The organism is Duganella caerulea, from assembly GCF_040362985.1.
Classification (GTDB): Bacteria; Pseudomonadota; Gammaproteobacteria; order Burkholderiales; family Burkholderiaceae_D; genus Rugamonas; species Rugamonas vulcania.
Genome location: NZ_BPWJ01000006.1, coordinates 370,236 through 384,110 on the forward strand (window position 1 = coordinate 370,236; position 13,875 = coordinate 384,110).

The window sequence follows — 13,875 nt, forward strand, 5'->3', positions numbered from 1 at the left end:
CGGGCAGCCGCAGAAAAAAAATAAGAACGGGATTCTCGCAGAAATGGGGCCGCTGCGGGAAAAAAATATTGCAAAAATCCAGACAAGATTGACGCAATACTATGACGCCGGTATTACATGCTTAATGTCCGACCGCGCCACCGCCCAGTTTGGCCAGCATCTGGCCGACCGGATCGACGTGGAACCAGGCAAACGCGCCCAGCGCGATGCCGACGCCGGCCACGCCGTAGGCCAGGCCCATCATCCACTTCTTGCGGGTCAGCAGGGTGATGGCGGCCAGCGAGATGGCGATCTGCTCGGCGGTGGTGGCCAGCGCCCACTGGTGGTGCTCGTGCATGGCCTCGTCCGACTTGTGGTTCCACTCTTTAGAGGATTCCTCCCACTTTTCGGCGTCCTTCTTGATGTCTTCCTTTTCGGTCTTGTAGCGGGCCATGTCGGCCTCGTACTTTTTCGGATCGACACCCGGCAGCGACATGGCCAGCTCGGCCAGGTTCTGCTTGCTGGACTTGGCCTGGTAGTAGTTCCAGCTGTTGGAGGCCTGGGTCTTGTCGATGGCCGCGTTGTTCTTGAACAGGGCCGCGTCGTTCTGCGTGGCGCCGCCCAGGTAGCCGAAGGTGGCGCCCACCGTGGCCAGGATGGCCGTCATGACGGCAATATTGTTCGAAAAGCCATCGCTGCCGTGGGCTGCGTGTTCGACCGCGTGATCGTGCGGTCCGTGTACGTGAAAACCGTCGCCTGACATGTTCTTTTATTCCTTGATGGGGTTGATGATTAAACTGCCGCCTTGCGGCGCAGTGTAACAAAAGCGTACTGCAAATCGGCCGTGGCCGATGCGTGCTGTTCGCGGGCGACTTCTTCCCAGGCGCCGGCTTCCAGCGCGGGGAAGAAGGCGTCGCATTCGAAGGTGCGGGCGATCTCGGTGATTATCAACTGGTCGGCCAGCTGCATCGACTGTTTGTAGATCTCGGCGCCGCCAATGACGAAGCCGGGCGCGCCGTCCAGCAAGGCCAGCGCCGCCTCGACCGAATTGACCGCTTCCACGCCGTCATGGCGCCAGTCCGCGTTGCGGGTGATGACGATGTTGCGGCGGTTGGGCAGCGGGCGGCCGATGGAGTCGAAGGTCTTGCGGCCCATGATGATGGCGTGGCCGGTGGTCACGCGCTTGAAATGCGCCAGGTCTTCCGGCAGCTTCCACGGCAGGGTGTTATTGATGCCGATGCCGCGCTGGGCGTCCATGGCGACGATGATGGTCAGTGTGCTCATTTGTCGGTGCTATCCGGTGCTGAAGGTGCGGAGCCGACATTATCGTTCAATTTGGGCTTTTTCGGCGTGGCCGATTTCTTGCGGCGCGCGCGGCGCGGTGAGTTGCCGGGGTAGTTGTCGTCGTCCTCGGTGGGCGAGGTGTTGTAGCGCCACGAGCAGCAGCGCGCATCGCGCGCCCAGTCGGTGAAGAAGTCGCAGCCGAATTCGAACACCTCGCCCCAGCTGCAAAAGCCGGCCTGCAAGCGGTGGCGCGCGCTCAGCTCCGGGCGCTGGATGGCTTGAGGGTGGCGGTGGTGCAGGTCGCCGCAATCCTCCATGCGCCGCTTCAACAGCAGCAGGCCGGCCGCCACGCCATGGCGGGCGATGACGCGCTTGCCGTACTGCGAACAGCTGTCGCGGCCCGTGTGCACGCGGAAGGCGCAGCTAAAACCCTTCAGCGGCGACAGGTAGCGTTGATAGGCCGCGATGGCGGCGAGGGCGAGGCGCTTCATGGTCACGGATTGTATTCGGACTTGATCTTCGCGTATTCGCCGGTCGGGTCCTCAAAAATCTTGCCGTTCCAGCGGAAGACGATGGTGCGCTCCGGCTGCTGCCCCACTTTGGCCCGGTAGATGATGGCCGGCTGGCCGTCACGTACGGTTTCCTCGACGGTGGCCTTCAACTTCTGCGGCGACGGGCCATTGCCGTCTTCGGGGACGCGTTCGGTGATCAGGTGGATAAGCGTCTGCAGATAAAAGCCGTCAATGCGGTAGATGGCGTAGACGCCGTACTTGCCCTCGCCTTGGACCGGGTATTGGTTGCAACGACGGACGATCTGCTCGCGCACATCGCTGGGGATAAGCTGTTTAAGTTCGAATTCGTCGGATGGGGCGAAGCCCATCTGGCCCAATTCGCCAGTTTCGCCCCCCAGTGTGCGTCTAAAGAGGATACGCTCGCCGTCGGCCATGCTCACCTTCAGGATGCGGAACGAAGGATCAGCGCTGACCATCACCTGCAGGTTAAAGTCTTTGCCCTTCAGCGATTGCGTGACATGGCCTACGGCGTCTTCCGGCTCGCTTGCGGCGGACGTGGCCGCTGCCGGTGCCTTGGGACTCACCGGCGCCTCGGTCGCGACCTGTGGAGTGGGGGCGACGGGGGCCTCGGCGTGACGGCGGTTGGCCGCCAATACCAGCACCACGACCGCGGCCATCGCGCCGACGGATCCTATCAATTTCTTGTTCATGCTCTAATGTGGTTGAATAAACAAGCCACAATAGCATGCCGCAGCGGAAAGGCGAGTCCTTTACTGTGCGTCCGCTTGTGCCACTTTCTGGCGCAGCAGCGCGGCGAACTGCGCCAAGTCCTGCGGATTGATGTCCGACACGGCGGAGTACCGCATGCCGTCCTGCGTCCAGCGCAGCAGGTGGAAGCCTTGCCGCATGCCCGCTTGCGGCGCGCTGGCGTGGCCCCCGGCGTCCGGCCAGATGTACAGGTTGACGATGTGAAGGCGGTGGCGGTAGGCCAGCGCCGCCACGGGACGCTGCTGGAGATAGTCCAATCGTCCGCCGATCAAAGCGTAGCCTTGCGCGGCCAGGTCGTACACGGGCGGCGAGTAATCCAGCTTGCCGGCGAACCAGGGCTTGACGGTGTGTTGGTCGGTCGAGGCCACGTCGGCCAGATGGTCCGGCATCAGCGAGCGGAAATGGCTGGCCACCAGTTCCTGCTCGATACGGTCGTCGGCGTTGGGTTGGCCCAGGTACAGCGTCAGCGTGACGGCAAAGGCGGCCGTCATCGCGCCCGCCAGGCCAAGGTTGATCCACGCCCACGGCCACGTGTGCCGCCATGCCCGTGGCGAGGCGCGCGGCGGTGTGCGCGGTGCCGGCGTGCCTGCAGGCTCGGCCCGCAGCGCGGCGTGGATGCGGTGTTTCAGGTACTCCGGTGCGGCATGGCGCTGCGCCTCGGCGGCGACGCGGCCACGCAACGCCTGCAACTGCGCCAACGCTTGGGCGCACTGGCCGCAGCCGGCCAAATGCGCCTGCACCTGCGCGCGGTCGGCCGCATCCAGTTCGGCATCCAGGTACGCCGACAGCTTTTCCTGGCTGTGCTTAGATTCCATCCTGCTCTCCGTGCTTCAGATAGGCCAGCAGCTGCTTGCGCGCGCGGGCCAGCCGCGACATCACCGTGCCGATCGGCGTTTCGGTCACCTCCGCGATCTGCTTGTACGACAGATCGTCCATCTCCTTCAACACCAGCACCTCGCGAAACGCCTGCGGCAGCTGGGCCAGCGCGGCGTTGACGGTGCGGCCGGTGTCGCGGCTGGCGGCGATGGCGGCCGGATCGGCGCTGTCATCTTCGTCTCCGTGCAGCGCCTCGTCGAAGCTCACATCGCCGCGCTGCGCCTGGCCGTCGCGCAGCGTGCTGTAGTAGGTGTGGCGCACGATGGTCAGCAGCCACGCGCGCACGTCGCCGCCGCGAAAGCCGTCGGCAAAGCGGAACGCGCGCAGATAGGCGCTTTGCACCAGATCGTCGGCGTCGTGCTGGTTGCGGGTCAGCCAGCGGGCCAGGTTGTAGGCCGCGTCCAGATGCGGCATGGCCATCGCCTCGAACCGTGCGGTTTTGTCGTCGTCGCCCAAATACTTATCCATTGCAGTGGTCCAGTGGATGAAGACTCCGACCGGTGCGGATTTATTCCCGGTTCAGAAATAAAAAAATATCGGGAATATCCGGGCCTGGCTTCGGGTTTTAGCCGGTACGACCGGCGCCCGCCGATTATGCCATGGCGCGGCGCCGGCTTTTCAATCACAGAACGGAGTTCATCATGATCGATCGCAGAGGATTTTTAAGGCTGGGCGCAGTGGGCGGCGGCGCCGTCTTCATGTCCGGCTTGTACGGCAAGGCGATGGCGGCCGCCGGCTACGAGGACTTCTACTTCGTCCAGCTGTCCGATTCGCATTGGGGCTACAAGGGGCCTGCCAACCCGGAGGCGCAGAACACGCTGCGGCAGGCGGTGGAGAGCGTCAACGCGCTGGCGGTGCCGCCGGACTTCATCGTCTTCACCGGCGACCTGACCCACACCACCGACGACGCGGCCGAACGCCGCCGCCGCATGGGGGAGTTCAAGCAGATCGTCGGCGGGTTGAAGGTCAAGGACGTGCACTTCCTGGCGGGCGAACATGACGCATCGCTCGACAACGGCGCGGCGTTCCACGAGTTCTTCGGTCCATCGAACTACAGCTTCGATCATAAAGGCGTGCACTTCATCGCCATCGACAACGTCTCCGACCCGGGCGCGCGCATCGGCGAGGCGCAGCTGGCGTGGCTGAAGGCGGACCTGGACAAGCAGGCGAAGGACGCGCGCATCGTCGTGCTGACGCACCGGCCCTTGTTCGACCTGGCGCCGAAATGGGACTGGGCCACGCGCGACGGCGAGCAGGCGATGGCGCTGCTGATGCCGTATTCGAACGTCACCGTGTTCTATGGCCACATCCACCAGGAGAACCACCACATGAGTGGCCACATTGCGCACCACGCGGCCAAGTCGCTGATCTTCCCGCTGCCGGCGCCCGGCTCGCAGGACAAGCGCACGCCGCTGCCTTGGGATCCGTCGGCGCCCGGCAAGGGCCTGGGCTTCCGCGAAGTGGAGGCGGAGGCCAAGCCAGTGGCCTATCAAATCACCGAATTCCCCGCAATGAAAGGATGAACCATCATGTTGACCAAACGTAGATTGCTGATGTGCGCCCCGTTGGCGCTGGTGGCCCTTGGCGCGGTGCAGGCCAAGGCCAAGGAACGTGTGATCAAGATCGAAGCGCGCAAATTCCGCTTCGCGCCGAACGTGATCGAATTGAAGAAGGGCGAGGCGGTGGTGCTGGAACTGACGGCGTTGGACTTCCCGCACGGCTTCAGTGTGCCGGACCTCAAGATCCGCGCCGATCTGGTGATGGGCAAGCCGGTACAGGTGAAGCTCAAGCCCGAGACGGCCGGGCAGTTCGGCTTCTTGTGCGATAACTTCTGCGGCAGCGGCCATGAGGAAATGGCCGGCACCATCATCGTCAAGGCCTGAGCGGGTGGAAGGCCAGTATGTCGGCGGCCAGTGTGTGCGGGACTTCCAGCGGGATCATGTGGCCGGTGCCTTCGTGGATGTGCAGGCGGGCGTCGGTCAGGTGGCGCTGCATTTCGCGCAGGTCGGCCGGATCGACCAACTGGTCGCCGGCGGCGCCGACGATCAGCACCGGGCATTTGATTTCCGCCAGCCGCTCCATCAGGTCCGGCCGCTCCATCGAGGCGGTGAACTGCGCCAGCAGCACGTCCTTGCCGAGGTCCAGCGCCATTTGCTGGATGATGTCGATAATGGACTGGTCGCCCAGGTGCGATTCATGCAGCAGCTCGCGCAGGCGCATGCGCGTCATGCCGGTATAGGCGCTGCTCTTCAACATGGGGATGATGCGACGGCGGGTTTGCTTTTCGTTTTCGCTCAGGCCGCGCGCGGAGTTCGCGATCAGCACCAGCGACTGCACGCGATCCGGATGCAGCAGCGCGTATTCGATGGCGAGGTAGGCGCCCAGCGAGAACGCCACCAGATGCGCCGACGGCGCGCTGTGGGCCGCGATCACCTCGTGCATCTGCAGGCGCGTTTCCGCCCGGTGCAGGGGGACGTAATTGAACGCGAAGCCGTTGCCCAGCAACGGCGTCAGGCGGGACCACATCCTCTCGTCACAGAGCGTGCCGGGGATGAAGTCCAGCCGCGTCATACAGCCATCGGCGCCGTGATCGGCGCGTGGTGCTGGTAGCCTTCCAGCGAGAAGTCCGACGGCTCGACCTTTTCCAGCCACTCCGGTTCGTACTTGCCGGTCTTGGCGAAGTCCGGCACGCGGTCGGAGATGCGGAACTGCGGTGCCGGGAACGGCGTGCGGGTCAGCTGCTCCTTGACCATGTCCATGTGGTTTTCGTAGATGTGGGCGTCGCCGATGAAGTAGGTGAACCAGCGCGGCGTGTAGCCGGTCAGGCGGCCGACCAGGTGCATCAGCGCTGCGCCCTCCGCGAGGTTGAATGGTGTACCCAGACCCAGGTCGTTCGAGCGGACGTAGAGGCACATCGACAGCTCGCGCGTGGTCGGATTCGGAATGAACTGGTACAGCAGGTGGCAGGCCGGCAGGGCGACCGCGTCCAGCACGGCCGGATTCCAGCCGTGGAACAGGATGCGGCGGCTGCCCGGATTGTTGACGATGGTGTCCAGGCATTCGCGCAGCTGGTCGATCGACTTGTGCAGCAGGACTTTGGTCACGCCTTCATCCTCGATCTGCGAGATCAGGCGGAAGCCGTTCTTTTGCGCGTCGGCGATCTGCGCCGGCTGGTCGACGGCGATCAGCTTGAAGCCGGGCCATTGGCGCCATTGCACGCCGTAGACCGGCCCCAGGTCGTCCTCGCCGAGGCGGTATGGATTGTCCAGCCACTGCTTGTTCTCGTTGGCGTTCTGGTCCCAGACTTTGCAGCCCAGCGCGCGGAAGTCGGCGGCGCTGCTGGAGGCGCGCAGGAAGGCGCACAACTCGCCGACCACGGATTTGAATGCCAGTTTTTTGGTCGTCACGGCTGGGAAGCCGCCGTTCAGCAAGTCGAAGCGCATCATCGCGCCCGGCACGCTCAGGGTGCGGATGCCGGTGCGGTTGTCTTGCCAGCTGCCCGTATCGAGGACGGTCTGGATCAGTTCCTGGTATTGCTGCATTCAATTCTCCAACGTGGTGCGCGGGCCGCGATGGCCCGGAAAGGTCGCTATTTTATCAGGCGGCGCGCATGGCCGCCCCGGCGTCAGCGTGGGCCCGGCTTGGACTTGCGGCCGCCCGGCTGCGCCGTGGCCTTGCCTGCGGCCCGCGCCAGCGACTTGGCGCCACGACCGCCGGTGACCACGACCGCGCCTTTGGGCGCTGCGACAGGCTTGCCGCCGCCTGAATAGCCACGGCCAGCGCCGGGCTTTCCGCCGCCGGTACCCGCGAAGCCTCCTTTGGGCGCTGCTCCCGGCTTGCCGCCACCTTCGTAGACACGGTCAGTGCCGGACCTGGCGCCGCCAGCCGGTTTGCCCGATGGTGGCGGTGGGGCCCAAGTGCCCAGCGAGGCGTCGCCGCCTGCGGGGCGGGCCGTGACGGCTGCCTTGCCGCCGGCTGCAGCGCCGCCGCTCGCCGCCTTGCCCCCGGCCGGGCCGGTGAACGGGCGCTTCTTCTTGGCCGGCGCTTCGGCCGCCGCTTTCTTGGCTGCGGCTGCGGCGGCGCCTTTTGGTCCGGTCTCCGGCACGCGGTGGTCGGCCTCGAAGCCCGGTTCCTCGATGCGGTGGATGACCTGGCGGGTCAACGTCTCGATGGCCTTCAGCATATCGACTTCGTCAGCACAGACCAGCGAGACGGCTTCACCCTCCATGCCGGCCCGCCCGGTGCGGCCGATACGGTGGATGTAATCCTCGGCCACGGTGGGCAGATCGAAGTTGACCACCTGCGGCAGCGCCTCGATATCCAGCCCGCGCGCGGCCACGTCGGTGGCCACCAGCAGCTGGACTTCGGCGTTCTTGAAGCGGGCCAGCGCGCGCAGGCGGGCCGGCTGGGTCTTGTCGCCGTGGATGGAATCGGCCGAAATGCCATGCTCCTGCAGCGTCTTGACCAGCGCCTCCACGCCCTTGCGGGTCTTGACGAACACCAGCACCTGGCCCCAGTTCAGCTTCTTCAGCAGATGCAGCAGCAGCTCCGGCTTGCGGCGCTTGTCGGTCGGGATGAGCCACTGCTTGACGGTCTTGGTGGCCGTGTTGCTGGCGCTGACCTGGATCGATACCGGATCCTTCAGCATGCCGCCGGCCAGCTTGCGGATCTCGTCGGAGAACGTGGCCGAGAACAGCAAGGTCTGGCGCTGCTTGGGCAGGGCCGCCAGCAGGATGTCGAGGTCGCGCTCAAAGCCCAGGTCCAGCATGCGGTCCGCCTCGTCCAGCACCAGCGTTTGCAGCATGGCGAAGCTGATCGCGCCCTGGTCGTGCAGGTCGATCAGGCGGCCCGGCGTGGCAACCAGCACGTCCAGGCCCTTGCGCAGCTTGGTGATCTGCGGCTCGATCGGTACGCCGCCATAGGCCACGGCCGATTTCAGCGGCAGGTTGCCGCCGTAGCTGCGGAAGCTCTCGTAGACCTGTTCCGCCAGCTCGCGGGTCGGCACCAGCACCAGGCAGCGCACCGCTTTCGGCGCGGTCACGCCGTCCATGGTCAGGCGTTGCAGGATGGGGAGGGCGAAGCCCGCCGTCTTGCCGGTGCCGGTCTGCGCCGCCGCCATCAGGTCGCGGCCCGCCAGTACGGCGGGAATGGCTTGCTTCTGGACGGGCGTGGGCTGCTTGTAGCCCAGCGTCTCCAGCGTGCGCTGTATGGGGTCGATCAGGCCGAGGGCTTGGAAGGTCATGGTGTTATGCCGTAAAACGAAAAGAGGGCGCAGTGTAGCCGGTTGCACCGGCTTGTGCAGAAATTAATGGGACAACGCGTCCGACCACAGGGCCAGGATCTCGCGCACGCGCCGGTCCGGCAGGTTGAGCAGGTTGTCGCCGATGTACAGCTCCACCGAGCTGCGTCCGGGCAGCGCCGCGTGGCTGGCGCCGTTGAACAGCCACACGCCATGCTGCTCGGCGATGCGGTTGCGGATCTCGTTGGCGCGCTCGCGGCTGACCGGCAGGTGCAGATGCAGCATGCTGGCCTGCGGACGGGCAGGATTGGGCGTCAGCAACGGATAGTCGCGCAGCACCTCGTATAGCCACTCCGTGCGGCGGAAGTAATCGGGCATCGCGGCCAGCCGGGCGTCGAACTGCATCGCGGCGGCCACCACGTACGGCGTGCGCTGGTAGACGTTGCCGCCCTGGCGCCGGAACCATTCCTGCGCTTTGGCGATGAAGGCCGCGCTACCCAGCAGCATGGCGCCGCCCATGCCGCCTATGCCCTTGTACAGCGACAGGTAGACGCTGTCGAAGCCGGCCGCGATGTCAGCGGCCGGGCGGCCGTATGCGGCGACGGTCTCCAGCAGGCGCGCGCCGTCCAGGTGCAGGTGGATGGACTGTTCGCGGCAGTAGGCCTTGATGGCGGCCAGCTCGTCCCAGCTTGGACACTGGCCGCCGATCTCGCGCATCGGCAGCTCCAGTGTGGCCGCGCCCAATTTGTCAGGAATGCCTTTGAGTTCGTCCAGTGTCCACGGACGGTGCGGGTCGCCGATCTGCAGCGCCTGGAAATGGTCGAACAGCTGATGGTTGCCGCGTTCGTGGCGCAGGATGTGCGAGGTCGGATGCAGCGCCACCAGCCGGCTGCCGCGCTCCGAACAGGCGATGCGCAGCGCGGTGGCCTGCGTCATGGTGCCCGTGATGCAGAACAGCGCCGATTCAAAGCCCAGCAGGGTGGCGACCTTCTGCTCGAAGTCCTGTATCAGCGTGCCGGTGCCGTAGACGTCGTGCGCGACGCCGTTGGCCTCGCACCACGCGGACATCGCCGCGAACAGCTGGGCGGGCGAGGGCTGGCGGTGTCCGGGAAGGTGGGTGGTGCAGCTGAGGCGCAGTTCGGCGTCGGTCAAGGCGTTCTCCTGAAAGGGAGAATGTTACCGGCTTTTTGCCGCCGGGGCCAAAAAGCCGGTTTTGGGATACTGCTCGTCGTAGTCCGGCGACAGGGTGCCCATCATCCGGTCCCAGAACAGGAAGTACCAGCTGTAGTTGTAGCGCCCCCGCGCATGGTGGGTGTTGTGCGCGGTGGAGGTGTTGATCCAGCGGCCCAGCCAATGCGTCGACATCGGGCGCGGGAACAGCTCATAGCCCAGGTGCGTGTACACGGCGTAGATCGTGTTAATCCACGAAAAAATGAGCACCGACCAGAACGTGACTGGCAACAGCAGCAGGATCACGATGCTTCCACCGCTGTCGATCACCGCCTCCAGTGGACTGATCGAGTAGGTGGACAAAGGCCCGGTGTTGGTGGAACGGTGATGGGTGCGGTGCACCCAGCGGAACAGGCGGCGGTGGTGCATCAGGCGGTGCGTCCAGTAGAACCAGGTGTCCTGGATCAGCATCATCAGTACCACCATCAAGGCGATAAAGCCCCATCCGCGCCCGTAGGCATGCACGCTTTGGTAGAAGTTGACATGGCGGCCGAGGCCCAGCGCGAACGCCACCGGCATCACGCAGCCCAGCGCGATGATGCTGAACACGGAAGTGAACATCTCGCGCCGGATTTGCGGCGTGCCGATCGGCTTCGCTTGCAGCGGCTGCCTGCGGCCAGGCCGGAAACCCCACCACAGCCGGAGCGCAGCAAAGATACCTGCCACCAGCGCATAGTGCCATGCGACGTGCAGGATGTTGCGGAGGAGCGGGTAGAGCATGGCATTCCCTTGAAATTGGATCACGCATGCTAAGGCCGGCCGTGCGGACAATGTTTATAAAATAATTAATGTCTGGTTTGGCAATCGTGCGGAGTTATCGTAATGCTACGATTGCATTGCTTAAAATTACCAATTAACTAATTTTTTAGGAATGGATTTCAGATGAAAAATCTTCAAGGCGCCACGTTGATTGCCGCGTTGGCCACAGCCTTTTCCGCACAAGCCCAGACGGTCATGACCATCAACGGCCTCGAAACTTCGACCACTTGCACCGCCCCGCTGGTGTTTATTTCGGACGTGGGCAGGGAGGGCTTGTTTTATCCGGTCGCGTCGAGCTCGACAGACCAGGCGAACGGCGGGACCACGTTGTTCTGCAATAAAAACAATAGCGCCAGAAAAATGTACAAGCGCATGTTCGACGGCGCCGTCAACGCCAAATGGTTCGGCCTGAGCGAGAGCTCGCTGGACAACGCGCCCGCCGTGCAGGCCGCCATCACGGCGCTGCGCAACGGCGAGGAATTGCTGATTCCGGAAGGCTACTATAAGTTCCAAGACACGATTACCCTGCCAGATAATAAATACCTCCGCTTTACCGCGCGAGGCAATCTGGACTTCGGCGCCCGCGATGGCATCGTCGTGCAGGGGCGGTATGGTCATGTGCTGGAATTGTCCAAAATGAGCGGCGCACCTTGGCAGGACACGCCCACCTACGGTTACGTCGGCTCCGGCATTACGCTGATGAATGCCCAGTACGCGACGGTGAAAGTAAATTCGATCAACGGTTTTCATAACGCCATCAAGGTGGTCGGCAAGGACAAGAACGGCTCGCAGTACAACAAGATCGACTTCGAACTGCTGACGCATAACGACGTCGGCGTACTGCTGACGACAGAGATTGACGGCTGGGCCAATGAAAATACCTTCACCGGCGGGAAGATCTCCGGCGTGACCGGTCTCGCGGCCGTACCGGGTTCTGCGCAGGTAGGTCAGTTCAACGGCAATAAGTTCTACAACTTCGGCTTCGAGAGCTTGACCAATGGCGTCGACGTGGACAAATTTAGGAACAATGTCTTCATTGCGCCGCGCCTGATGGGAGGCGAGGGTGTGGTCAACGGCTTCAAGTTTGGTCCGAGCTCCTGGAATAACGTCATCATCGCCACCGGATTGTATGAGGAGGCGTTTGTGTCGCAAGGTGCGGTGGGCAACGCCGGTAAAGGTAACCTGTTGTTAGGCCACGTCATGACGAAGGGCGGCACGACGTCGGGCATGGTCAGCTTCACGGGCATCGATGGCCGCTTCCTCAGCCTGATGCCTGAGTGGAGCGGCTCGGCCACCCGTTCGCGCATCCTGCCGCTGTCGTCGCTGCCTGGCGTTACGCCCTGATGCGCTGATTGGCTCAGCGCAGCAGGTCAGTTCGCGCGGTGTTCGATGTGGACGTTGTGGAACTGCAGCGCGGCCAGATTGGCGTAGACACCCCCCAGCGCCACCAGCGACGCATGGGTGCCGGTTTCGACGATGCGGCCGTCCTCCATCACGATGATGCGGTCGGCGCGCTGCACGGTCGCCAGGCGGTGCGCGATGATGACGGTGGTGCGGCCGACCATCGCCGCCTCCAGCGCCGTCTGCACCAGGCGCTCGGATTCGGCGTCCAGCGCGCTGGTGGCTTCGTCGAGCAGCAGCAGCGGCGGGTTTTTCAGTAGCGCGCGCGCGATCGCGATGCGCTGGCGCTGGCCGCCGGACAGGCGCACGCCGCGCTCGCCCAGGAAGGATTGATAACCCTGCGGCAGGCGTTCGATGAACTCGTGGGCGGCGGCCAGCTTGGCGGCCTGGATCACTTCCGCGTCGGTGGCGCCGGCGCGGCCGTAGCGGATGTTCTCCATCGCGTCGGCCGAGAAGATCACCGTATCCTGCGGCACGATGCCGATGGCGTCGCGCAGCGTGTGCAGATCGAGCCTGGTGATGTCCACGCCATCGAGCTTGATGCTGCCGCTCTGCGGGTCGTAGAAACGCAGGAACAGCTGGAACAGCGTGGTCTTGCCGGCGCCCGAAGGGCCGACCACGGCCACCGTCTCACCAGGCTTGATGTCCAGCGACAGGTGGCCCAGCGCCGCCGTGTCGGGACGCGAAGGATAGGAGAACGATACGTCGTGCAGGCTCAGTGCCGCGCCGTTGGCGGCGCGCGGCGGTAGCGCCAGCGGCTGGGCCGGCGACTGGATGGCCGACTTGACCGACATCAGTTCCAGCAGGCGCTCGGTGGCGCCGGCGGCGCGCTGCGCCTCGCCCATCACCTCGGACAGGGCGCCGATGGCGCCGGCCACGATGGAGGCGTACAGGATGAATTGTCCGAGGTCGCCGCCGGTCATCGAGCCTTCCAGCACGGCGTGCGCGCCGAGCCACAGCACGAACACGATGGTGCCGAACACCAGCACGATGGCGATCATGGTCAGCAGCGCGCGGGCGCGGATGCGGCGCATGGCGGTGCCGAACGCGCCTTCGACCGAGTCGCCGAAGCGCTTCGATTCGATCTTCTCGTGGGTGAATGCCTGCACCGTCGGCATGGCGTTGAGGATTTCGCCAGCCATGGCGGAGGCGTCGGCGATGCGGTCCTGCGAATCGCGCGAGAGCTTGCGCACGCGGCGGCCGAACATCACGATCGGCAGCACCGTCAGGATCAGCAGGCCGATGATGATGGCCGACAGCTTGGCGCTGGTCACGAACAGCATCACCAGGCCGCCGATGAACAGCAGCACGTTACGCAGCGCCATCGAGATGCTGGTGCCCACCACCGCCTGGATCAGCGTGGTGTCGGTGGTGATGCGCGACAGGACCTCGCCGCTTTGCGTGGTCTCGAAAAATTCGGGGCTCTGGGTGACGACGTGGTTGTAGACCGCGCTGCGGATGTCGGCGGTGACGCGCTCGCCCAGCCAGGAGACGGTGTAGAAACGCGCCGCCGTGGCCAGTGCCAGCACGGTGGCCACGCCGAACAGCGCCAGGAACACCAGGTCGACGTGCTTGATGCTCTTGGCGCCGGTGCCGCCGAAGCCCAGGTCGATCATCTGCTTGAAGGCGGCGGGAATCGCCAGCGTGGAGCACGCGGCCACCACCAGCGCGATGCCGGCCATGAGGAACTGGCGCTTGTACGGCAGCAGGAACGGCGTCAGGCCGCGCAGGGTGGCTAGACTGCCTTTCTTGGCTTCCCTGGCTGTGTTGGGGGCGGCTGCGGACGGGGTGCTGGCGGTGGTGCTGTTGGTCATCGTGTGGCTGCGG

General features: G+C 64.6%; 15 protein-coding genes. 3 read left to right on the plus strand and 12 right to left on the minus strand.

Annotated features, from left to right (window positions below):
* Window positions 1-121: 121 nt before the first annotated feature.
* From ACUJB0_RS20365 to ACUJB0_RS20390, 6 genes are read right to left on the minus strand one after another with little or no spacing between them, the layout of a single operon-like run.
* Entirely contained in the window at window positions 122-742 is a 621-nt protein-coding gene (locus ACUJB0_RS20365) for a DUF4337 domain-containing protein (RefSeq protein WP_444846813.1), read from the minus strand.
* 29 nt (window positions 743-771) lie between these two features.
* The gene (locus ACUJB0_RS20370) at window positions 772-1,263 is read right to left on the minus strand and encodes a dihydrofolate reductase (RefSeq protein WP_444846814.1); all 492 of its coding nucleotides are present in this window, start codon (window positions 1,261-1,263) and stop codon (window positions 772-774) included.
* On the minus strand, window positions 1,260-1,754 hold the full coding sequence (gene yidD, locus ACUJB0_RS20375) for a membrane protein insertion efficiency factor YidD (protein ID WP_444846815.1): 495 nt from the start codon (window positions 1,752-1,754) through the stop codon (window positions 1,260-1,262). Before yidD ends, ACUJB0_RS20370 begins: the two co-directional genes overlap by 4 nt.
* A 2-nt stretch (window positions 1,755-1,756) precedes the next feature.
* A complete protein-coding gene (locus ACUJB0_RS20380; protein ID WP_444846816.1) occupies window positions 1,757-2,485 on the minus strand; it encodes a hypothetical protein in 729 nt (242 codons plus the stop codon).
* Between the two features lie 60 nt (window positions 2,486-2,545).
* A complete protein-coding gene (locus ACUJB0_RS20385) occupies window positions 2,546-3,358 on the minus strand; it encodes an anti-sigma factor family protein (RefSeq protein ID WP_444846817.1) in 813 nt (270 codons plus the stop codon).
* Window positions 3,348-3,887 (minus strand): sigma-70 family RNA polymerase sigma factor, encoded by a 540-nt coding sequence (locus ACUJB0_RS20390; protein ID WP_161088750.1) that lies wholly within the window; start codon window positions 3,885-3,887, stop codon window positions 3,348-3,350. The genes ACUJB0_RS20385 and ACUJB0_RS20390 overlap by 11 nt, the downstream gene beginning before the upstream one ends.
* Window positions 3,888-4,060: 173 nt before the next feature.
* Between ACUJB0_RS20390 and ACUJB0_RS20395 the strand changes: the two genes are divergently transcribed.
* The gene (locus ACUJB0_RS20395; protein WP_444846818.1) at window positions 4,061-4,942 is read left to right on the plus strand and encodes a metallophosphoesterase family protein; all 882 of its coding nucleotides are present in this window, start codon (window positions 4,061-4,063) and stop codon (window positions 4,940-4,942) included.
* A gap of 6 nt (window positions 4,943-4,948) precedes the next feature.
* Window positions 4,949-5,302: a cupredoxin domain-containing protein gene (locus ACUJB0_RS20400; protein ID WP_444846819.1), complete on the plus strand. Its 354-nt coding sequence runs from the start codon at window positions 4,949-4,951 to the stop codon at window positions 5,300-5,302.
* Here ACUJB0_RS20400 and ACUJB0_RS20405 read toward each other — a convergent pair.
* The 5 genes from ACUJB0_RS20405 to ACUJB0_RS20425 all read right to left on the minus strand — a co-directional run bounded on the left by ACUJB0_RS20405 (window position 5,292) and on the right by ACUJB0_RS20425 (window position 10,608).
* Window positions 5,292-5,945, minus strand: coding sequence for an alpha/beta fold hydrolase (locus tag ACUJB0_RS20405; RefSeq protein WP_444846820.1), 654 nt, complete (start codon window positions 5,943-5,945; stop codon window positions 5,292-5,294). The two genes, ACUJB0_RS20400 and ACUJB0_RS20405, sit on opposite strands and share 11 nt — an antisense overlap.
* A gap of 41 nt (window positions 5,946-5,986) precedes the next feature.
* On the minus strand, window positions 5,987-6,961 hold the full coding sequence (locus ACUJB0_RS20410) for a thymidylate synthase (protein ID WP_176363301.1): 975 nt from the start codon (window positions 6,959-6,961) through the stop codon (window positions 5,987-5,989).
* A gap of 83 nt (window positions 6,962-7,044) precedes the next feature.
* A complete protein-coding gene (locus ACUJB0_RS20415; RefSeq protein ID WP_444846821.1) occupies window positions 7,045-8,661 on the minus strand; it encodes a DEAD/DEAH box helicase in 1,617 nt (538 codons plus the stop codon).
* Between the two features lie 63 nt (window positions 8,662-8,724).
* Entirely contained in the window at window positions 8,725-9,810 is a 1,086-nt protein-coding gene (locus ACUJB0_RS20420) for a threonine aldolase family protein (RefSeq protein ID WP_444846822.1), read from the minus strand.
* A gap of 24 nt (window positions 9,811-9,834) precedes the next feature.
* On the minus strand, window positions 9,835-10,608 hold the full coding sequence (locus ACUJB0_RS20425) for a sterol desaturase family protein (protein WP_444846823.1): 774 nt from the start codon (window positions 10,606-10,608) through the stop codon (window positions 9,835-9,837).
* Between the two features lie 162 nt (window positions 10,609-10,770).
* Between ACUJB0_RS20425 and ACUJB0_RS20430 the strand changes: the two genes are divergently transcribed.
* Window positions 10,771-11,991 (plus strand): hypothetical protein, encoded by a 1,221-nt coding sequence (locus ACUJB0_RS20430; protein ID WP_444846824.1) that lies wholly within the window; start codon window positions 10,771-10,773, stop codon window positions 11,989-11,991.
* Between the two features lie 26 nt (window positions 11,992-12,017).
* Here the strand turns inward: ACUJB0_RS20430 and ACUJB0_RS20435 are convergent, their stop codons facing one another.
* Window positions 12,018-13,862: an ABC transporter transmembrane domain-containing protein gene (locus ACUJB0_RS20435; protein WP_444846825.1), complete on the minus strand. Its 1,845-nt coding sequence runs from the start codon at window positions 13,860-13,862 to the stop codon at window positions 12,018-12,020.
* Between the last annotated feature and the right edge of the window lie 13 nt (window positions 13,863-13,875).